Origin of the sequence: Pseudomonas peradeniyensis (assembly GCF_014268935.2) — a bacterium.
GTDB classification, from domain to species: Bacteria; Pseudomonadota; Gammaproteobacteria; order Pseudomonadales; family Pseudomonadaceae; genus Aquipseudomonas; species Aquipseudomonas peradeniyensis.
Genome location: NZ_JABWRJ020000002.1, coordinates 391,711 through 411,128, shown reverse-complemented (window position 1 = coordinate 411,128; position 19,418 = coordinate 391,711). Strand labels below are relative to the sequence as shown.

Annotated in this window: 17 protein-coding genes; 12 read left to right on the top strand and 5 right to left on the bottom strand. The window is 65.8% G+C overall.

From position 1 onward, the window contains the following. Nucleotides 1-2 precede the first annotated feature (2 nt). The 3 genes from amn to HU751_RS11295 form a co-directional block, all read right to left on the bottom strand. A complete protein-coding gene (gene amn, locus HU751_RS11305) occupies nt 3-1,466 on the bottom strand; it encodes an AMP nucleosidase (protein ID WP_186732693.1) in 1,464 nt (487 codons plus the stop codon). A 77-nt stretch (nt 1,467-1,543) separates the two neighbouring features. Next, on the bottom strand, nt 1,544-3,196 hold the full coding sequence (locus tag HU751_RS11300; protein WP_186732691.1) for an acyl-CoA dehydrogenase family protein: 1,653 nt from the start codon (nt 3,194-3,196) through the stop codon (nt 1,544-1,546). A gap of 147 nt (nt 3,197-3,343) precedes the next feature. Continuing rightward, complete coding sequence (locus tag HU751_RS11295) at nt 3,344-5,335, bottom strand: sensor histidine kinase (protein ID WP_186732690.1); 1,992 nt, start codon at nt 5,333-5,335, stop codon at nt 3,344-3,346. A gap of 265 nt (nt 5,336-5,600) precedes the next feature. On the opposite strand from HU751_RS11295, the gene HU751_RS11290 reads away from it, so the two are divergent. From HU751_RS11290 to lnt, 8 genes are all read left to right on the top strand, one after another. Beyond that, entirely contained in the window at nt 5,601-6,398 is a 798-nt protein-coding gene (locus tag HU751_RS11290; RefSeq protein ID WP_186732689.1) for a hydroxymethylpyrimidine/phosphomethylpyrimidine kinase, read from the top strand. A gap of 14 nt (nt 6,399-6,412) precedes the next feature. Then, nucleotides 6,413-7,036 (top strand): thiamine phosphate synthase, encoded by a 624-nt coding sequence (gene thiE, locus HU751_RS11285; protein ID WP_186732688.1) that lies wholly within the window; start codon nt 6,413-6,415, stop codon nt 7,034-7,036. A gap of 17 nt (nt 7,037-7,053) precedes the next feature. After that, a complete protein-coding gene (gene hemL / locus HU751_RS11280; RefSeq protein ID WP_186732687.1) occupies nt 7,054-8,337 on the top strand; it encodes a glutamate-1-semialdehyde 2,1-aminomutase in 1,284 nt (427 codons plus the stop codon). Between the two features lie 239 nt (nt 8,338-8,576). Continuing rightward, nucleotides 8,577-9,122: a tetratricopeptide repeat protein gene (locus tag HU751_RS11275; protein ID WP_050707046.1), complete on the top strand. Its 546-nt coding sequence runs from the start codon at nt 8,577-8,579 to the stop codon at nt 9,120-9,122. A gap of 179 nt (nt 9,123-9,301) precedes the next feature. After that, a complete protein-coding gene (locus HU751_RS11270; protein WP_165673511.1) occupies nt 9,302-10,300 on the top strand; it encodes a PhoH family protein in 999 nt (332 codons plus the stop codon). Further along, nucleotides 10,293-10,766, top strand: coding sequence for an rRNA maturation RNase YbeY (gene ybeY / locus HU751_RS11265; protein ID WP_186732685.1), 474 nt, complete (start codon nt 10,293-10,295; stop codon nt 10,764-10,766). Before HU751_RS11270 ends, ybeY begins: the two co-directional genes overlap by 8 nt. A gap of 26 nt (nt 10,767-10,792) precedes the next feature. Next, nucleotides 10,793-11,632, top strand: a complete 840-nt coding sequence (locus tag HU751_RS11260; RefSeq protein WP_050707049.1) for a CorC family transporter — start codon at nt 10,793-10,795, stop codon at nt 11,630-11,632. A gap of 8 nt (nt 11,633-11,640) precedes the next feature. Further along, nucleotides 11,641-13,158, top strand: coding sequence for an apolipoprotein N-acyltransferase (gene lnt / locus HU751_RS11255; protein WP_186732684.1), 1,518 nt, complete (start codon nt 11,641-11,643; stop codon nt 13,156-13,158). 141 nt (nt 13,159-13,299) lie between these two features. On the opposite strand, the gene HU751_RS11250 is transcribed toward lnt, so the two are convergent. Next, nucleotides 13,300-14,061 carry a YdcF family protein gene (locus tag HU751_RS11250; protein WP_186732683.1) on the bottom strand — a complete coding sequence of 254 codons (762 nt, stop codon included), beginning with the start codon at nt 14,059-14,061 and terminating at the stop codon, nt 13,300-13,302. A 126-nt stretch (nt 14,062-14,187) separates the two neighbouring features. Then, entirely contained in the window at nt 14,188-14,502 is a 315-nt protein-coding gene (locus HU751_RS11245) for a hypothetical protein (protein ID WP_110737917.1), read from the bottom strand. Nucleotides 14,503-14,742: 240 nt separating this feature from the next. Between HU751_RS11245 and leuS the strand changes: the two genes are divergently transcribed. The 4 genes from leuS (at nt 14,743) to arfA (ending at nt 19,387) form a co-directional block, all read left to right on the top strand. Continuing rightward, the gene (gene leuS, locus HU751_RS11240; protein WP_186732681.1) at nt 14,743-17,349 is read left to right on the top strand and encodes a leucine--tRNA ligase; all 2,607 of its coding nucleotides are present in this window, start codon (nt 14,743-14,745) and stop codon (nt 17,347-17,349) included. A 62-nt stretch (nt 17,350-17,411) separates the two neighbouring features. Next, on the top strand, nt 17,412-18,017 hold the full coding sequence (locus HU751_RS11235) for an LPS-assembly lipoprotein LptE (RefSeq protein WP_186732679.1): 606 nt from the start codon (nt 17,412-17,414) through the stop codon (nt 18,015-18,017). A gap of 37 nt (nt 18,018-18,054) precedes the next feature. Then, entirely contained in the window at nt 18,055-19,092 is a 1,038-nt protein-coding gene (holA, locus tag HU751_RS11230; RefSeq protein ID WP_186732678.1) for a DNA polymerase III subunit delta, read from the top strand. 130 nt (nt 19,093-19,222) lie between these two features. Further along, the gene (arfA, locus tag HU751_RS11225; protein ID WP_028690395.1) at nt 19,223-19,387 is read left to right on the top strand and encodes an alternative ribosome rescue factor ArfA; all 165 of its coding nucleotides are present in this window, start codon (nt 19,223-19,225) and stop codon (nt 19,385-19,387) included. Nucleotides 19,388-19,418 lie beyond the last annotated feature (31 nt).

Below are 19,418 nucleotides of genomic sequence, written 5' to 3'. Positions count from 1 at the left end.
CCTCAGCGGAACGGCGGCTCATCGAAGCTGCGCAGTTTACGCGAGTGCAGCGAGTTGAGCTCGGTGCGCAACAGGTCGAGGGCGGCGATGCCGATCTTCAGGTGCTGGCTGACCGCGCGGTTGTAGAACGCGTTGGCCGAGCCCGGCAGCTTGATCTCGCTGTGCAGCGGCTTGTCGGAGACACACAGCAAGGTGCCGTACGGCACGCGCAGGCGGTAGCCCTGGGCCGCGATGGTGCCGCTCTCCATGTCCACCGCCACGGCGCGGGAAAGGTTGATCAACGGACGCTCCTGGGCCCAGCGCAGCTCCCAGTTGCGGTCGTCGTAGGTGAGCACGGTGCCGGTGCGCAGACGCTTCTTGAGCTGCTCGCCACGCTCGCCGGTGACCTGCGCGGCCGCCTCCTGCAACGCCAGCTGCACCTCGGCCAGGGCCGGGATCGGGATGTTCGGCGGCACCACGCGGTCGAGGATGCCGTCGCGACGCATGTAGGCGTGGGCCAGTACGTAGTCGCCTATGGTCTGCGACTGGCGCAGGCCGCCGCAGTGGCCGATCATCAGCCAGCAGTGCGGACGCAGCACCGCCAGGTGGTCGGTGATGTTCTTGGCATTGGACGGGCCGACACCGATGTTGACCAGGGTCACGCCATCGCCATCGGCCGCAATCAAGTGGTAGGCCGGCATCTGGTAGCGGTGCCAGACCACGCTGGCGACCAGTGCCTGGGCCTCGCCGTTGTCCATGCCCTTCTCGATGATCACGTTGCCCGGCAGGACCATGCGCACGAAGCGAGGGTCCTCGCGCAGTTGCTCAAGGCCATGGGCAATGAACTGGTCGACGTAGCGGTGGTAGTTGGTGAGAAGGATCCACGGCTGCATGTACCGCCAGTCGCTGCCGGTGTAGTGCACCAGGCGGCGCAGGGAGAAGTCCACACGGGCGGCGTCGAACAGCGCCAGCGGCAGGGTCTCGGCGCTTTCCCAGTCGTACAGGCCATCGGCGATGTTGTCGGTGGCCGCCGACAGGTCGGTGCTGGGGAACACCCGCGCCAGCTGCGCGGCGGTGATGCCGCTGCCCGCCAGCTCATCGCCCTGGTCGACCACGTAGGGGTACGGGATGTTCTGCTCGCTGACACCGACTTCCACGGTCACGGTATAGTCGTGCATCAACGGGCGCAGTTGCTCGAGCAGATAGCCACGGAACGCCGCCGGCTGGGTGACGGTGACGCTGTAGGTGCCGTCCACCTGGACCTTGGCGTAGGCACGGGTGGTGGCGGCGACTTCGCCTTGGCTGGAGTAGGTCAGGCGCAGGGCCGGATAGCGGAACAACGCGCGTTCCTCGTCACCCGGCTCGGTACGGTCCTTGAGGTAGCGCTTGAGGGCCTGGCTCAGGGCCCCGGTGGCCTGTTCATGCAAGGCCGCCAGACGGTCGACGGCCTGTTCGGGGGTATCAACGACTACAAACGCTTGGCTCACGCTGGGCTTCCTGTCTTATGGAATGCATGACAGCCATCTTGCCTGCGTTGCAGGGCAAATACACCCCCACGAGGGCGTTACCCGGCGCACACCGGCGTCGCCCTGGCCACCAGCGCCTCGACATCCACCCCGCGCGGCAGTGCGCCATACACCCGCCCGCCGCCGCCAAGGCGACTGCCGATGAACGCATCGCTCACCGTGGCGTTGCCCGCCTCAAGCAGCAGCTTGGCCTGCAGCGCCACGGCGATGTCCTCGGTCAACTGCCGGGCGCGGTACTGGATATCGCCGGTATCGGCGAAGGCACCCTTGAGGTTGCCGATGAACGCCGCCAGCCGCGGATCGCCATGGCCGTCTCCCAACTCACAGAACAGCGCCTCGAGCACGCCCGGCTCCTTCGACAAGGCCCGCAGCACATCCAGGCACTGCACGTTGCCCGAGCCCTCCCAGGTCGAGTTGACCGGCGCCTCACGGTACAGCCGCGGCAGGATGCTGTCCTCGACATACCCGGCGCCGCCCAGGCACTCGGCGGCCTCGTTGATCATCCCGGGAGCACGCTTGCAGATCCAGTACTTGCCCACGGCCGTGACCAGCCGGGCGAAGTGTGCCTGCTGCGGGTCGTCGAGGCGGTCCAGGGCCTGGCCCATGCGCAGGCTCAGGGCCAGGGCGGCCTCGCTTTCCAGGGCCAGGTCGGCGAGCACGTTCTGCATCAGCGGCTGCTCGGCCAGCACGCGCCCGCCGACCTTGCGGTGGGCGCAGTGGTGCGCGGCCTGGGTCAGGGCCTGGCGCATCAGGGCGCTGGAGCCGACCATGCAGTCGAAGCGGGTCATGGCCACCATCTCGATGATGGTCGGCACGCCGCGCCCCTCCTCGCCGATCATCCAGGCCAGGGCACCGCGGAACTCCACCTCGCTGGAGGCGTTGGAGCAGTTGCCCAGCTTGTTCTTCAGGCGCTGGATGTAGAACTGGTTGCGGTTGTCGTCAGGCCGGTGGCGCGGCAGCAGGAAACAGCTCAGGCCCTTGTCGGTCTGGGCCAGGGTGAGGAAGGCGTCGCACATGGGCGCCGAACAGAACCACTTGTGCCCCACCAGCTCATAGGGCTGGCCCGGGCCGGGCGTGCCCACCGGGTAGGCGCGGGTGGTGTTGGCGCGCACGTCGGTGCCGCCCTGTTTCTCGGTCATGGCCATGCCGATGGTGACACCGGCCTTGTGCCGGTCACCGACGTTGCGCGGGTCGTATTCGCGAGCCAGGATCTTCGGCAGCCAGTAGCCGGCAAGCTCGGGTTGCAGGCGCAGGGCCGGCACGGCGGCGAAGGTCATGGTCAGCGGGCAGCCGGTACCGGCTTCGGCCTGGCTGTGCAGGTAGGTCATCGAGGCCCGCGCCACGTGGGCGCCGTCCCGTGGCTCGGCCCAGGGCAGCGAGGGCAGGCCGTGCTCGACGGCGGTGCGCATCAGCTGGTGATAGGCGGGATGGAACTCCACCAGGTCGATGCGGTGGCCATAGCGGTCATGGCTGCTGAATTCGGGCTTGTGGGCGTTGGCCAGGAAACCCGCGGCCATCAAAGGACCACCGGCCAGGGCACCGTAGGCGTCGATCCGCGACTCGGCCCAGCCGGCGCCGAACCGGCGCGACCACTCCTGCAGGGGCTGGTCGAGGCGATACAGGTTGGCGCCGTCCAGGGACGGCGGCTGGTTGGTGACTTCGTGGGTTTCAGCGAACTGGTGCAGGTTCATCGGTGGCCTCCTGGATCCGTTCATGCCTGGATAACCCAGTGAAGCACCGCAGGCCCTCGAGTCAAAGTGACAAAACGGACTACGTGGGGGCGCTTCACGCCCTGATCGCGGGGCAAGCCCGCTCCCACGGGTACCGCGAAGGGTCCGTCAGAAGCGCTCCAGCCCCGAGGCGGCACGCGCCGGTGGTACCTGCACCTGCGCCACGGCAAGGGCCAGAGTCAGCTCGAAGCGGCTGCCCAGGCCCGGCGTCGACTCGTGGGACAGCTGCGCACCGATCAACTCGCCCAGCTGCCGGCAGATCGACAGGCCGATGCCCAGCCCGCCGTAGCGCCGGGTCATCGAACCGTCCACCTGGAAGAAACGCTGGTACAGCACCGCCTGGTCCAGATCGTCGAAGCCGATGCCGCTGTCGCTGACCGTGAGGCTCAGGACCAGGCTGTCCGGCCCGGTGCGCCGGCTACGGGCCTGCACGGTGACGCCGCCCTGGTGGGTGAACTTCAGCCCGTTGTCCACCAGGCAAGCGAGGCAGCGGGCGAGCTTCTGCGCATCGCCGACCAGGCTGTCGGGCAGGTCGGCGGGGATGTCCAGGCTCAGGTACAGGCCCTTGGCCAGCGCCTGGCTGGCATAGCCGGCGCGCAGTTCCTGGAGCAGGCGACGCAGGCTGAACGCCATGCCCTGGTTGCGCAGGCGCCCGGCCTGCAATTCGGTAAGGATGAGGATGTCGTCGACCATCGCCATCATGTCCTGGGCAGAGCCGGTGGCGGTGCGGTGGTACTGGGCCTGCTCGGCGCTCATGGGCAGAGTGTGCAGCAGCTCCAGCGAACCGATCACGCCGTTCATCGGCGTGCGCAGTTCATGGGTCACGGTGGCCAGGAACTCGTCCTTGAGCCGGTTGCTGCGCGCCAACTGCAGGTTCAGTTGCTCCAGGGTGCGCCCGGTCTCGCGCAGGGTCTGCGCCTGCTGCTCGCGCAGGCTGTTGATACGGTCGGCCAGGGCCAGCGACAACAGCGCCACTTCCAGCGCCGAACCAAGCTGGCTGGCGTACATGGTGAGGAACACATTGGGCAGGTAGCCCAGCACCATCAGGGTGTTGACCAGACCGCCAGCGAGGAAGGCGGTCCAGGCGATGATGAACCAGCGCGCCACGCGCAATCCGCGCCACCAGGCATAGAGCCCGGCACTGAAGATGCTGACGGTGAACATCAGCGCCAGCACCGTGGCCATGCGCAGCGCCACGCCGTAGCGCAGGGTCACCGCCAGCACCATGACCAGCACGCCACCGGCCATCAACCCCTTCAGCAGGCGGTCGAAGCCCCGGCTGAGGCTGCCAAGCTGCAGGAAGTGGCGGGCGAACTGGCAGCCGAACAGCCCGGCGGCACCAATGAACAACGGGGTGGCGGCGTTGGCCCACCATGGGCTGTCCGGCCAGAAATAGGCAATGCCGGCGCCGTTGACCGACACCTGGTAGAGACCGAACGAAGCGATATAAAGGATGTAGTACAGGTAACTGACATCACGCACGCTGAGGTAGATGAACAGGTTGTACACCAGCATCACCAGCAGCACGCCGTAGATCATGCCCAGTACGTAAAGGCGGGTGGGCTGGTCTTCCAGGTAGGCCTCGGCCGACCACAATGTCAGTGGTGCCTGGATCGAGCCCTGGCTGTGCAGGCGCAGGTAGGCGGTGGTCGCCTGGCCGGGCTGCAGCGGCAATTCGAACAGGTAGTTGTTCTGGCGGATCTCCCGGCTGGCATAGGGCAGCGCGTCACCGGTGCGCCGGGCTAGGCGATAGGTGCCCTGCGCGTCCGGCAGGTAGAGTTCCAGGTGATCCAGCGGCGGGTAGGCGAGTTCCAGCAACCACTGGCGCGGCGCGGCTGATGGGGCGGCGGCATAGGCTAGATCGACCCGCAGCCAGAACACCGAGGTGGAATAGCCCGCGTTGAGTACTTCGTCCTGATGCGCCTGGAAGCGCCCGGCGAACGCCGCGGAACTGACCTGGGCGATACTGGCGCTGCCATCGTGGTCTTCATAGACCTGCATGTGCCGACCCAGCGGCAGGCGCCCGGTGGCGTCGTCGAATTCGACCGCTCCGGCCAGCATGGGCAAGCAGCCCAGAAGCACAATCAGCAAATAGCGCATACAGCCCCAGCATGGCCTGTGCGGTCGCGTCGCGGTTGCCTCCCATCCCTTTGAGACGACGTGATCCGGCAGAACCCATTTATCGAGTTATCCGAGCACTCTAGCATAGCCTCCCGCACTGACTAGCAGCTACTAGCAATTTGCGCACAGAGGCTCTAGAACGCATGTTTCAGAATATACAACCAGTCCAACCTGATCGCTTGATCAGCAATTCTCTCGCCGCGAGCGAACCGCAGAAAAAGGTTTGGTGATAAGCTCGCCGACCATGAATACCTACAGCTCCCGCCCCGTTGTCCTCTGTCTCTCCGGCCACGACCCCAGTGGTGGCGCCGGGCTGCAGGCAGATATCGAAGCCCTGATCGCCCAGGGCTGTCACGCCGCGCCCGCCGTGACCGCCCTGACCGTGCAGGATACCGTCAACGTTTCCGACTTCCGCGTGCTCGACCGCGAGTGGGTCCTGGCCCAGGCCAACGCCGTGCTGGCCGACTCCACGGTGGCTGCGGTGAAGCTGGGCATGCTCGGCTCGATCGAGATGGTCGACACCGTCGCCGAACTGCTCGCCGCCCATCCGCACCTGCCACTGGTCTGCGACCCGGTGCTGCGCGCTGGCGGCGGCGGTCGCCTGGGCAAGGACGAGGTCGGCTACGCGCTGCGCGAGCGCCTGCTGCCGCTGGCCACCATCGCCACGCCGAACCTGCCGGAGGCGCGTATCCTGGCGGAACTGCCTGAAGGCACCGCGGACGAATGCGCCGAAAAGCTGCTGCCGTTCTGTAGACACCTGCTGATCACCGGCGGTCACGGCGACGAAGTGGAAATCCACAACCGCCTGTACAGCCGCGACGGCCAGCAGCACACCTGGACCTGCCAGCGCCTGCCGGGCAGCTACCACGGCTCGGGCTGCACCCTGGCCAGCGCCCTGGCCGGCCGCCTGGCGCTGGGCGAAGATTTGAGCAGCGCCGTGCGCAGCGCCCTGGACTACACCTGGCGGACCCTGCGCGACGCCGAGCAACTGGGCAAGGGCCAGTACGTGCCGCGCCGCCTGCCCCTGGATTTCTGTTCCTGACTCGAGGCCATCCGATGACGCTCCGCGGTCTGTATGCCATCACCGACAGCCAGCTGCTCGCCGGCCGTTTCCTGAGCCATGTCGAGGCAGCACTCGAAGGCGGTGTCTGCCTGCTGCAATACCGCGACAAGAGCGACGATGCCGGACGTCGCCTGCGCGAAGCTGAAGCGCTGGCGAAGCTCTGCGAACGCTACGGCACCCAGCTGATCATCAACGACGACGCCGAACTGGCCGCGCGCCTGGGCGTCGGCGTGCACCTGGGCCAGACCGACGGCCCGCTCACCCCGGCCCGTGCCCTGCTCGGCCGCCAGGCGATCATCGGCTCGACCTGCCACGCCAGCCTCGACCTCGCGCAGCAGGCCGCCAGCGAAGGCGCCAGCTATGTCGCCTTCGGTCGCTTCTTCAATTCCGTCACCAAACCGGGCGCGCCCGCCGCCAGCGTCGAACTGCTGGAACAGGCCCGCGCCCAGGTCAAGCTGCCGATCGCCGTGATCGGTGGCATTACCCTCGACAACGCCGCCCCGCTGGTCGCCCATGGCGCCGACCTGCTGGCGGTGATCCACGGCCTGTTCGGTGCCGACAGCGCGCAGGAAGTCACCCGCCGCGCCCGCGCCTTCAACGCCCTGTTCGTTTCCTGATTTCGAGAGAAGACTCCATGTCCCGTTCCGAAGCCCTGTTCGCCCAAGCCCAGAAACACATCCCCGGCGGCGTCAACTCGCCGGTGCGCGCCTTCAAGAGTGTCGGCGGCACCCCGCTGTTCTTCAAGCACGCCGAAGGCGCCTACGTCATCGACGAGGACGACAAACGTTATGTCGACTATGTCGGTTCCTGGGGCCCGATGATTCTCGGCCACGGCCACCCCGACGTGCTGGATGCCGTGCGCAGGCAGCTCGAGCACGGCCTGTCCTACGGCGCGCCGACCGCCATGGAAACCGAGATGGCCGACCTGGTCTGCTCGATCGTGCCGTCGATGGAGATGGTGCGCATGGTCAGCTCCGGCACCGAGGCGACCATGAGCGCCATCCGCCTTGCCCGTGGCTACACCGGCCGCGACGCCATCATCAAGTTCGAGGGCTGCTACCACGGTCACTCCGACAGCCTGCTGGTCAAGGCCGGTTCCGGCCTGCTGACCCAGGGCGTGCCGAGCTCGGCCGGGGTGCCAGCGGACTTCGCCAAGCACACCCTGACCCTGCCGTTCAACGACATCGCCGCTGTCGAGAAAACCCTCGCCGACGTCGGCCAGACCGTCGCCTGCATCATCGTCGAGCCGGTGGCCGGCAACATGAACTGCGTACCGCCGGCGCCAGGTTTCCTCGAGGGCCTGCGTACACTGTGCGACAAGCACGGCGTGGTGCTGATCTTCGACGAGGTGATGACCGGCTTCCGTGTGTCGCTGGGCGGCGCCCAGGGCTACTACGGCATCACCCCGGACCTGTCGACCTTCGGCAAGATCGTCGGCGGCGGCATGCCGGTCGGCTGCTTCGGCGGCAAGCGCGAGATCATGGGCTGCATCGCCCCGCTGGGCCCGGTCTACCAGGCCGGTACCCTGTCGGGCAACCCGCTGGCCATGGCCGCGGGCCTGACCACCCTGAAGCTGATCAGCCGCCCAGGCTTCCATGACGAGCTGAGCGCCTTCACCAGCCGCATGCTCGACGGCCTGCAACAGCGCGCCGATGCCGCCGGCATCCCGTTCGTCACCACCCAGGCGGGCGCCATGTTCGGCCTGTACTTCAGCGGCGCCGACGACATCGTCACCTTCGACGACGTGATGGCCAGCGACGCCGAGCGCTTCAAGCGCTTCTTCCACCTGATGCTCGAAGGTGGCGTGTACCTGGCGCCAAGCGCCTTCGAGGCGGGCTTCACCTCCATCGCCCATGGCGACAAGGAGCTGCAGATCACCCTGGATGCGGCCGAGCGGGCGTTCGCCAAGCTGAAGTAAGGGTGTTCCATCGCGGGGCAAGCCCGCTCCCACGCCATAACGACATGCGTGGTAGCGGGCTTGCCCCGCGATGGGGCCGCCACAGGCGACAAATGAGCAAAGCGATAACCGCGTCACACCCTTGCACTGCTCACCGCGTTGTAGAAATCTGAGTAAAACTTTGTAAGGTAGGCGCTGCTTATCCCATAATGTGCCACCAGAGACATTGGCCGTAGCTTTGCAGAGGTAAGTCGATCCCCATGAACCGCACCGGCCGCGCCCTGACCCTGGGCTGCCTGTTGCTTCTTCAGCCCCTGCTGGCCCTGGCGGAGGGCGGTAACTCGTTGCTGATTCCAACGACGGGCCGCTGCACGCTCGATACCGCGCCCGAAGACCTGCAGAATGCCCTGAAGGCCTGCGAGCAGACGGCGGAATCCGGGGATGCCGAAGCGCAGTACGAGCTGGGCGAGTTCTACTACAGCGGCACGCCGCGCCATCTCGACAAGGCGCTCAAGTGGTTCGAGAAGGCCTCGCTGCAGGGCCAGGGCCAGGCCCAGTACCGCCTCGGCTCGATGTTCTTCCATGGCGAAGGGGTCAAGGCCAACAACGTGCAGGCCTATATCCTGCTCAAGATCGCTGCGGTCAACGGCGCCGAAGACGCCCTGGACATGGCCGACGAAGTCACCGAGCAGATGCCCCGCGACGAACTCGAGCACGCCACCCAGGTGCTCGGCCAGATCTTCCGCAAGTACCTGCTGGAACTGCAGAACGCCGAAGGCCGCACGCCCTTCTCGCCCCTGCCCTGAGCCGCCCCGGCCCCTGCGCGCTCCACCGGCATCATCGTTTCGTCAACTTGCCCTGCCATGATCGACACGCGGATCGGAAGCGTCGCACCGACCCTTGATCGTTTCAGTGCTTTCGCCACTGCCACTCAAGGGTTATTCTTGAGTTCACATTCATTGCCGTCGAGCGGCTAAAAACGACCTTGAACGCACCCATACAACCCCATCGCTTCATCCTCGAGCCCTTCGAGGCCCATCGTTTCGCCAACCTGTGCGGCCAGTTCGACGAGCACTTGCGCCTGATCGAACAACGCCTGGCCATCGAGATCCGCAACCGCGGCAACCAGTTCGAACTGATTGGCGAACCCAAGACCACCTCCGCCGCCGAACAGTTGCTGCGCCGCCTCTATCGCGAGGCCAAGGCCACCGACCTGTCGCCGGAAACGGTCCATCTCTATCTCCAGGAATCGACGGTCGAGACCCTCGAGAACCCGGCGGTCAACGAAGTCAGCGTCTCGCTGCGCACGCGCAAGGGCAACATCCGTCCGCGCGGCGTCAACCAGCAGCGCTACGTCAAGGAAATCCTGGCCAACGACATCAACTTCGGCATCGGCCCGGCCGGTACCGGCAAGACCTACCTGGCCGTGGCCTGCGCGGTCGATGCGCTGGAGCGCGAACAGGTGCGCCGCATCCTGCTGGTGCGCCCGGCGGTCGAGGCCGGCGAAAAGCTCGGTTTCCTGCCCGGCGACCTGGCCCAGAAAATCGACCCGTATCTGCGCCCGCTCTACGACGCGCTCTACGAGATGCTCGGTTTCGAGCACGTGGCCAAGCTGATCGAGCGCCAGGTGATCGAGATCGCGCCGCTGGCCTACATGCGCGGCCGCACCCTGAACAACAGCTTCATCATCCTCGACGAAAGCCAGAACACCACCCTCGAGCAGATGAAGATGTTCCTCACCCGCATCGGCTTCGGCTCGACCGCGGTGATCACTGGCGACATCACCCAGGTCGACCTGCCACGCGGCACCAAGTCGGGCCTGGCCCACGTGATCGAGGTGCTCAAGGACGTACCGGGCATCAGCTTCACCCATTTCCAGCCCAAGGACGTGGTGCGCCATCCATTGGTGCAGCGTATCGTCGAAGCCTACGACCGCTTCGAAGCCCGTCAGTCGAAGCCCGAGGCACCCGGCAAAGATGCTTGAACTCGACCTGCAACGGGCCACGGACGCCGCAGCCCCCGATGACGCCGCCTTCCGCCGCTGGTGCGAACTTGCCCTGCGCCAGCGCACCGCCGACTCGGAAATGACCATTCGCCTGGTCGACGAAGCCGAAGGCCGCGAGCTGAACCACACCTACCGGCACAAGGATTACGCGACGAACGTGCTGTCCTTCCCCGCCGACGTTCCCGACGACCTGCTCGACATCCCGCTGCTGGGTGACCTGGTGATCTGCGTGCCGGTGGTCGAGCGCGAAGCCCGCGAACAGGGCAAGGCGCTCGAGGCGCATTGGGCGCACCTGGTCATCCACGGCTGCCTGCACCTGCTCGGCTACGACCACATCGAAGACGATGAAGCCGAGGAAATGGAAGCGCTGGAACAAGAATTGCTGGCCGAACTGGGTCACCCGGACCCTTACGCCGACGACGAAACCGATTCAATCACACACTGACACTGCAAGGATCACGAGTAACCGCCATGAGCGAAGACCGATCGAGCAACGGGCAAAAGTCCTGGCTGGGCAAACTGACCCAGGCTTTTGCCCATGAGCCGAAAAACCGCCAGGAGCTCCTCGAGCTGCTGCGCGAAGCCCATCAGAACAAGCTGCTCGACAGCGAAGCGCTGACCATCGTCGAAGGCGCCATCCAGGTCGCCGACCTACAGGTGCGCGACATCATGGTGCCGCGCTCGCAGATGATCAGTATCAAGGCTAGCCAGTCGCCGCGCGAGTTCCTGCCGGCGGTGATCGACGCCGCGCACTCGCGCTACCCGGTGATCGGCGAAAGCCATGACGATGTGCTCGGCATCCTGCTCGCCAAGGACCTGCTGCCGCTGATCCTCAAGGAGAACGGCGACAGCTTCAACATCAAGGACCTGCTGCGCCCGGCCACCTTCGTGCCCGAGTCCAAGCGCCTGAACGTGCTGCTGCGCGAGTTCCGCGCCAACCACAACCACATGGCCATCGTCATCGACGAGTACGGCGGCGTGGCGGGCCTGGTGACCATCGAGGATGTGCTCGAACAGATCGTCGGCGATATCGAGGACGAGCACGATGTCGAGGAAGACAGCTACATCAAGCCGCTGCCCAGTGGCGACTTCCTGGTCAAGGCACTGACCCCGATCGAGAACTTCAACGGGTTCTTCGACAGCGAATTCTCCGATGACGAATTCGACACCGTCGGCGGCCTGGTGATGAGCGCCTTCGGCCACCTGCCCAAGCGCAACGAAACCACCGAGATCGGCGGCTACCGCTTCCGTATTCTCAACGCCGACAGCCGGCGGATACACTTGCTGCGCCTGACCCCGATCAACCGTTAAGGACGAAAATGCGCTGGATCACCCGCCCCGGCTGGCCCGGTAACCTGCTGGCCATGGCGGCCGGCGCTTCCACCCTCCTGGCCCTGGCGCCGTTCGACGTCTGGCCGCTGGCCATCCTGTCCATCGCCCTGTTCTACGCCGGCCTGCGCGAACTGACGCCGCGCCAGGCCCTGGGCCGTGGCTGGTGCTTCGGCTTCGGCCTCTATGGCGCCGGCACCTGGTGGATCTACGTCAGCATGAACACCTACGGCGGCGCCTCGCCGCTGCTGGCGATCGCCCTGCTGCTGGCGTTCTTCGCCTGCCTGGCGTTCTTCTTCGCCTTGCCCGCCTGGCTGTGGGCACGCTGGCTGCGCCGCGACGAAGCACCACTGGCCGATGCCCTGTGCTTCGCCGCCCTGTGGTTGCTGCAGGAGGCCTTCCGCGGCTGGTTCCTCACCGGTTTCCCCTGGCTGTACGCCGGCTACAGCCAACTTGACGGCCCGCTCGCCGGCCTCGCCCCGCTGGGCGGCGTATGGCTGGTGTCCTTCGTCCTGGCCTTGAGCGCCGCCTTGCTGTGCAACCTGTACCGCCTGCGTGAACGCCGTTCATTCCTGGCCGTCGGCGCGGTGTTGCTGGTGGCGCCGTGGATCCTCGGCCTGGCCCTCAAGGACCACGCCTGGACCAAGCCGGCGGGCGATCCGCTGAAGGTCGCCGCCCTGCAGGGCAACGTCGAGCAGGACCTGAAATGGGACCCGGCGCACGTCAATGCGCAACTGGCACTGTACCGCGACATGAGCTTCAGCTCGAAACCCGTCGACCTGCTGGTCTGGCCGGAAACCGCCGTGCCGGTGCTCAAGGACCAGGCCCAGGGCTACATCGACATGATGGGCACCTTTGCCGCCGAACGGAACTCGGCGCTGATCACCGGGGTGCCGGTGCGGCAGATGGTCCACCACCAGCGCCGCTACTTCAACGGCATCACCGTGGCCGGCGAAGGCGACGGCACCTACCTCAAGCAGAAGCTGGTGCCATTCGGCGAGTACGTGCCGCTGCAGGACATGCTGCGCGGCCTGATCGAGTTCTTCAATTTGCCGATGTCGGACTTCGCCCGCGGCCCTGAGGACCAGCCACTGCTACAGGCCAAGGGTTACCAGGTGGCCCCGTACATCTGCTACGAAGTGGTCTATCCCGAGTTCGCCGCAAGCCTTGCCGCACGCTCCGACCTGCTGCTGACCATCAGTAACGACACCTGGTTCGGTACCTCGATCGGCCCGCTGCAGCACCTGCAGATGGCCCAGATGCGGGCACTGGAAGCCGGCCGCTGGATGATCCGCGCCACCAACAACGGCGTGACGGCGCTGATCGACCCGTTCGGCAGGATCACCGCGCAGATCCCGCAGTTCCAGCGGGCCGTGCTGTATGGCGAGGTGGTGCCGATGCAGCAGCTGACGCCTTACCTGCAATGGCGCTCGTGGCCGCTGGCGATTGTCTGTGTACTGTTGCTGGGCTGGGCGCTGCTGGCCGGGCGTATCGCCAAGACCGTCTGATCGACGCCCCCTGTAGGAGCGGCCTTGTGCCGCGAAAGGGCTGCGAAGCAGCCCCGGGGTATTGGCATACATGCACAGATCGCGGGGCCGCTTTGCGGCCCTTTCGCGACACAAGGCCGCTCCTACAAAGGCCGGCGGGCATCAGTAAAACAACCGATACCCCAGCAACCCCACCACCTCGTTCAGCAACTGGCCGCTCTGCCACATGGCCCGGTTTTCCGGCAGCAAACCGGCGAACGGCCGCGCATGTTCGCGCCCCAGGAAGCCCACCGGCGCCGGCACCACCTCGAATCCGGCCCGCTCGAAGCTCCAGCGCGAACGCTGCATGTGCCAGGCCTGGGTCACCACCACCACACGCCGGATGCCCAGCGGCTGCAACACCTTGGCACTGAACTCGGCGTTTTCCCAGGTGGTACGGCTGGCTTCCTCCTTCCAGGTGACCTTCACACCGAAGTCGGCCTGCAGCCGATCAGCCATCAGCTGAGCCTCGCTGGGCGGTGTGCCATAGTGCAAGCCACCGCTGGTCAGGACTGGTAAACCCGAGGCCTTGGCCAGCTGGGCGGCATAGCGCATGCGCTCGAGCGCCACGTAGGTCGGTTGATCGGTGCCTGCCCACGCGGGATCACCGCGCTCGCGCCCGGCCCCCAGGACCACAATGGCATCGGCCCTGGCCGCCAGGTCCGCCCATCCATTCGCTGTCAACGCAGGTTCTGTCTCAAGGGCCCGAGCCACCTGCTCGACGGTCAGCGGCAGGCTCATCAGCCACAAGCCACCCAAGCCCAGGGCAAAGCAGGCCGCCGCCAGGCGCGGACGGCGACGGCGCCACCACCAGGCAGCCAGCAACAGCAGGAACAGGATGCCGGGCGGCATCAGCCATTGTTTGATGAAAAAGCGAATCGGCATCACACACCTCCATGGAAGGCGTGCAGCCTAAGAGGATCGGCACCGGGCCTCAAGGGCAACCGGCGCCGATCGATGCGTGCATTGCGAAAAGCCGGCGCGTCGATCCGCGCCTGCAACCCTGAACGGCTATCGGGACGGCAACGTCCTGGAGCTGGCTGGGGCGCCGGAGCGCTTGCGGTCCTTGAGCCAGACAATCCTGGCCGAGGATGGCTCCGGTTGCGGGTAGGCACCGGCACTGGCAAAACGGCCCTCCGGAAGGGATTCCAGATAAGCCTTGATGACTTCGAACTCGGCATGGCTCAGGCCACGCAACTCCAGTTCGGCAGGCATCTCGTCGCGCAATCGCACCGAGGTCCGGGCTACTTCCAGTGCCAGGCCCAGGCGGTCGATCAGGCGTTCGTAGAGCTCCGGCTTGTTTGCGGTTAGTTGCGACTCTCCCATCCGTTCACCTCATTGAAGGTAAGAATATCTCCCCCCACAGATGAGCTTAGCGTCACTCGCAAAAGCGGCCGGGCGCCGCGACCAACGGCCCGCGCGACGGGCGATGCAATCAGGGTTTCCCACGACGCGCGGCGCTCATGTATGCTACGGCGTTCACTCTCATAAGATCCCGGAGTGCCGGACGCAGCGAGGTCGAGCTGCCTGGAACATGTCTCTTATTCCTTTCAATACAAAGTAGCCATGCACGAACAATACACGCCCCGTGATGTAGAAGCCGCCGCCCAGAATGCCTGGGACGAGCAACAATCGTTCGCTGTCACCGAACAGCCAGGCAAAGACACGTACTACTGCCTATCGATGTTCCCGTACCCGAGCGGCAAGCTACACATGGGCCACGTGCGCAACTACACCATCGGTGACGTGATCGCCCGCTACCAGCGCATGCTGGGCAAGAACGTCCTGCAACCGATGGGCTGGGACGCTTTCGGCATGCCGGCGGAAAACGCCGCGATGAAGAACAACGTCGCCCCGGCCAAATGGACCTACGAGAACATCGACTACATGAAGACCCAGCTCAAGAGCCTGGGTCTGGCCATCGACTGGTCGCGTGAAGTCACCACCTGCAAGCCGGACTACTACCGCTGGGAGCAGTGGCTGTTCACCCGCCTGTTCGAGAAAGGCATCATCTACCGCAAGAACGGCACCGTGAACTGGGACCCGGCTGACCAGACCGTACTGGCCAACGAGCAGGTCATCGACGGCCGTGGCTGGCGTTCGGGCGCGCTGATCGAGAAGCGCGAAATCCCGATGTACTACTTCCGCATCACCGACTACGCCGACGAGCTGCTGGAAAGCCTCGACGAGCTGCCGGGCTGGCCCGAGCAGGTCAAGACCATGCAGCGCAACTGGATCGGCAAGTCCCGCGGCATGGAAGTGCAGTTCCCCTACGACCAGGCCAGCATCGGTCACCCGGGCACCCTCAAGGTCTTCACCACCCGTCCTGACACCCTGATGGGCGCGACCTACGTGGCCGTCGCCGCCGAGCACCCGCTGGCCACCCAGGCCGCCCAGGGCAACCCGGCGCTGCAGGCGTTCATCGACGAGTGCAAGAGCGGCAGCGTCGCCGAGGCCGACATGGCCACGCAGGAGAAGAAGGGCATGGCCACTTCCCTGTGCGTCGAGCACCCGCTGACCGGCGAGAAGCTGCCGGTGTGGGTCGCCAACTACGTGCTGATGCACTACGGCGATGGCGCGGTCATGGCCGTACCGGCCCACGATGAGCGCGACTTCGAGTTCGCCCACAAGTACAACCTGCCGGTCAAGGCGGTGGTGCGCACCAGCGTCGGCGACGAAGTCGGCAGCGAGTGGCAGGCCGCCTACGGCGAGCACGGCCAGCTGATCAACTCCGGCGAGTTCGACGGCCTGGACTTCCAGGGCGCCTTCGACGCCATCGAAGCCGCCTTGATCCGCAAAGACCTCGGCAAGTCCCGCACTCAGTTCCGCCTGCGCGACTGGGGCATCAGCCGCCAGCGCTACTGGGGCTGCCCGATCCCGATCATCCACTGCCCGTCCTGCGGCGATGTGCCGGTGCCGGAAGACCAGCTGCCGGTCACCCTGCCGGAGAACGTGGTGCCGGACGGCGCCGGTTCGCCACTGGCGCGCATGCCCGAGTTCTACGAGTGCACCTGCCCGAAATGCGGCACCGCGGCCAAGCGCGAAACCGACACCATGGACACCTTCGTCGAATCGTCCTGGTACTTCGCCCGCTATGCCTCGCCGAACTACGACAAGGGCCTGGTCGATCCGAAAGCCGCCAACCACTGGCTGCCAGTGGACCAGTACATTGGCGGTATCGAACACGCGATCCTGCACCTGCTGTACGCGCGCTTCTTCCACAAGCTGATGCGTGACGAAGGCCTGGTAACCTCGAACGAGCCGTTCAAGAACCTGCTCACTCAGGGCATGGTCGTCGCCGAAACGTACTACCGTGTCGCCAGCAACGGCGGCAAGGACTGGTTCAACCCGGCCGACGTCGAGGTCGAGCGTGACGCCAAGGCCAAGATCATCGGCGCGCGCCTGAAGACCGACGGCCTTCCGGTGGAAATCGGCGGCACCGAGAAGATGTCGAAATCGAAGAACAACGGCGTCGACCCACAGTCGATGATCGAGCAGTACGGTGCCGACACCTGCCGCCTGTTCATGATGTTCGCCTCGCCGCCCGACATGAGCCTGGAATGGTCCGACTCCGGCGTCGAGGGTGCCAGCCGCTTCCTGCGCCGTGTCTGGCGCCTGGCCCAGGCCCATGTCGCCCAGGGCCTGCCGGGCCAGCTGGACATCGCCGCCCTGAGCGACGAGCAGAAGGTCATCCGCCGCGCCATCCATGCCGCCATCAAGCAGGCCAGCACTGACGTGGGCCAGTACCACAAGTTCAACACCGCCATCGCCCAGGTGATGACCGTGATGAACGTGCTGGAGAAAGCGCCACAGGCCACCGCCCAGGACCGCGCCTTGCTGCAGGAAGGCCTCGAGGCCGTCACCCTGCTGCTGGCACCGATCACCCCGCACATCTCCCACGAACTGTGGAAGGCGCTGGGCCATGATCAGGCGGCGATCGACGCAGCCTGGCCGACAGTCGACGAAAGTGCCCTGGTACAGGACACCGTGACGCTGGTGGTGCAGGTCAACGGCAAGCTGCGTGGCCAGGTCGAGATGCCGGCTGCCGCCAGCCGCGAGGAAATCGAAGCCGCCGCCCGCAGCAACGAGAACGTCCTGCGCTTCACCGACGGCCTGACCATCCGCAAGGTCATCGTCGTACCGGGCAAACTGGTCAACATCGTCGCCAACTGATGGCAACGCCCGCCTGCACACCCTGCAGGCGGGCGTAATCGGTCCACGAGGGAGCAACACACATGATCAAACGCAATCTGCTGGTAATAGGCCTGGCTGTCCTGCTCAGCGCCTGCGGTTTCCAGCTGCGCGGCACCGGCACCACCGAGCTGACCATCAAGGAACTGGACCTCAGCGCACGCAACGCCTATGGCGAAACGGTTACCCAGCTGCGCCGCACTCTGCAGAACAGTGGCGTGAAGGTCTATACCGGCGCACCGTACAAGCTCGTGCTCACCGATGAGCAGGAGACCCAGCGCGCCGCAACCTACACCGGCGGCAACCGCTCGGCCGAGTACGAGCTGACCACCGTGTTGAACTATGTGGTCGAAGGCCAGAACGACACCGTTCTGCTGGAAGACAAGCTGCAGGTGCAGAAGTACTACGTGTATGACGGCAACAACATCAACGGTTCGGGCCAGGAAGCGACCCAGGTCCGCCAGGAAATGCGTCGCGACCTGGTACAAGGCATGATGGTTCGCCTGCAGCAACTGACCCCGGCACGCCTGGACGACCTTCAGCGCAAGGCTGACGAACGTGCCAAGGCCGAGGCCCGCGCCCTCCAGGAAGCCCAACGCATCCAGGACGAGACGCCCCAGCAATCGCCGCTGGAAGTCCCGGCTCCCTGAGCCTGAACGGGGCACCTGAGGTGCCCCGCCTCTCCTCATGAAGCTCGCTCCCGCCCAACTCAACAAGCACCTGCAAGGCAAGCTGGCGCCCGTCTACATCGTCAGCGGCGACGACCCGCTGCTGTGCCAGGAGGCCGCCGACGCCATCCGCGGCGCCGCTCGCCAGCAAGGCTACGACGAACGCCAGGTGTTCAGCGCCGACGCCAACTTCGATTGGGGCAACCTGCTGCTGGCCGGTGCCAGCCTGTCGCTGTTCGCCCAGCGCCGCCTGCTGGAACTGCGCCTGCCCTCGGGAAAACCCGGCGACAAGGGTGCCGCCGCGCTGATGGAGTACTGCGCCAACCCGGCCGAGGACACGCTGTTGCTGATCAGCCTGCCCAAGCTCGACGGCAGCGCGCAGAAGACCAAGTGGGGCAAGGCCCTGATCGAAGGCACCCACTGCCAGTTCATCCAGATCTGGCCGGTGGACGCTCAGCAGTTGCCGCAGTGGATCAACCAGCGCCTGTCCCAGGCCGGCCTGTCGGCCCAGCGCGACGCCGTCGACCTGATCGCCGCCCGGGTCGAGGGCAACCTGCTGGCCGCCGCCCAGGAGATCGAGAAGCTCAAGCTGCTGGCCGAGGGCAACCAGATCACTGTGGAGACCGTCCAGGCCGCCGTCGCTGACAGCGCCCGCTTCGATGTCTTCGGCCTGGTGGATGCCATTCTGAACGGCGAGGCAGCCCACGCCCTGCGCATGCTCGAAGGGCTGCGCGGCGAAGGCGTCGAACCACCGGTGATTCTCTGGGCCCTGGCCCGCGAGCTGCGCCTGCTGGCGGGGCTTGCACAGCAGTTCAGCCAGGGTGTGCCACTGGACAAGGCATTCAGTCAGGCACGGCCGCCTGTCTGGGACAAGCGCCGTCCATTGGTGAGCAAGGCCTTGCAGCGCCTCTCTGCGCAGCGCTGGGCCATGCTGCTGCAGGATGCCCAGCGTATCGATGCGCAGATCAAGGGTCAGGCTGAGGGCTCACCCTGGACCAGCCTGGCGCGCTTGTCGCTGCTGATGGCCGGACAGCGATTAGCACTGCCTGCCGAGTAAAACCCATCGCGGCACCGTGGGAGCGGGCTTGACCCGCGATGAGGCCCGCCACCATAAACACAATCAATTGGCTCACGTAGTGCTACAAGCCTAAAGTGCGCCCGCCATCCACCCACACCGGGAATCCACCATGAGCAAAAAGCCGAAAAAGCACGGCCCCAACAAGGCCAAGTCCATCGTCGCCCAACCGCTGTTCCGCTGCCGCCAGGAACGACCGGAAAAAGGCAAAGGCAGCTACCGCCGCGAAGCCTTCCAATCGAGAGATTGGGAGGCTTCCTGCTTTATGGCGGCATGAAAGGCATGAAATGCGCAGGCATGGTATGGTC

Excerpts from the sequence above, each read along its gene's own strand:
- HU751_RS11275 (WP_050707046.1), top strand. The coding sequence starts at position 8,577 with ATGAACCGCACCGGCCGCGCCCTGACCCTGGGCTGCCTGTTGCTTCTT.
- HU751_RS11295 (WP_186732690.1), bottom strand. The coding sequence starts at position 5,335 with ATGCGCTATTTGCTGATTGTGCTTCTGGGCTGCTTGCCCATGCTGGCC.
- holA (WP_186732678.1), top strand. The coding sequence starts at position 18,055 with ATGAAGCTCGCTCCCGCCCAACTCAACAAGCACCTGCAAGGCAAGCTG.
- HU751_RS11250 (WP_186732683.1), bottom strand. The coding sequence starts at position 14,061 with ATGCCGATTCGCTTTTTCATCAAACAATGGCTGATGCCGCCCGGCATC.
- lnt (WP_186732684.1), top strand. The coding sequence starts at position 11,641 with ATGCGCTGGATCACCCGCCCCGGCTGGCCCGGTAACCTGCTGGCCATG.
- HU751_RS11245 (WP_110737917.1), bottom strand. The coding sequence starts at position 14,502 with ATGGGAGAGTCGCAACTAACCGCAAACAAGCCGGAGCTCTACGAACGC.
- HU751_RS11260 (WP_050707049.1), top strand. The coding sequence starts at position 10,793 with ATGAGCGAAGACCGATCGAGCAACGGGCAAAAGTCCTGGCTGGGCAAA.
- HU751_RS11235 (WP_186732679.1), top strand. The coding sequence starts at position 17,412 with ATGATCAAACGCAATCTGCTGGTAATAGGCCTGGCTGTCCTGCTCAGC.
- arfA (WP_028690395.1), top strand. The coding sequence starts at position 19,223 with ATGAGCAAAAAGCCGAAAAAGCACGGCCCCAACAAGGCCAAGTCCATC.
- leuS (WP_186732681.1), top strand. The coding sequence starts at position 14,743 with ATGCACGAACAATACACGCCCCGTGATGTAGAAGCCGCCGCCCAGAAT.
- HU751_RS11290 (WP_186732689.1), top strand. The coding sequence starts at position 5,601 with ATGAATACCTACAGCTCCCGCCCCGTTGTCCTCTGTCTCTCCGGCCAC.
- HU751_RS11300 (WP_186732691.1), bottom strand. The coding sequence starts at position 3,196 with ATGAACCTGCACCAGTTCGCTGAAACCCACGAAGTCACCAACCAGCCG.
- ybeY (WP_186732685.1), top strand. The coding sequence starts at position 10,293 with ATGCTTGAACTCGACCTGCAACGGGCCACGGACGCCGCAGCCCCCGAT.
- thiE (WP_186732688.1), top strand. The coding sequence starts at position 6,413 with ATGACGCTCCGCGGTCTGTATGCCATCACCGACAGCCAGCTGCTCGCC.
- hemL (WP_186732687.1), top strand. The coding sequence starts at position 7,054 with ATGTCCCGTTCCGAAGCCCTGTTCGCCCAAGCCCAGAAACACATCCCC.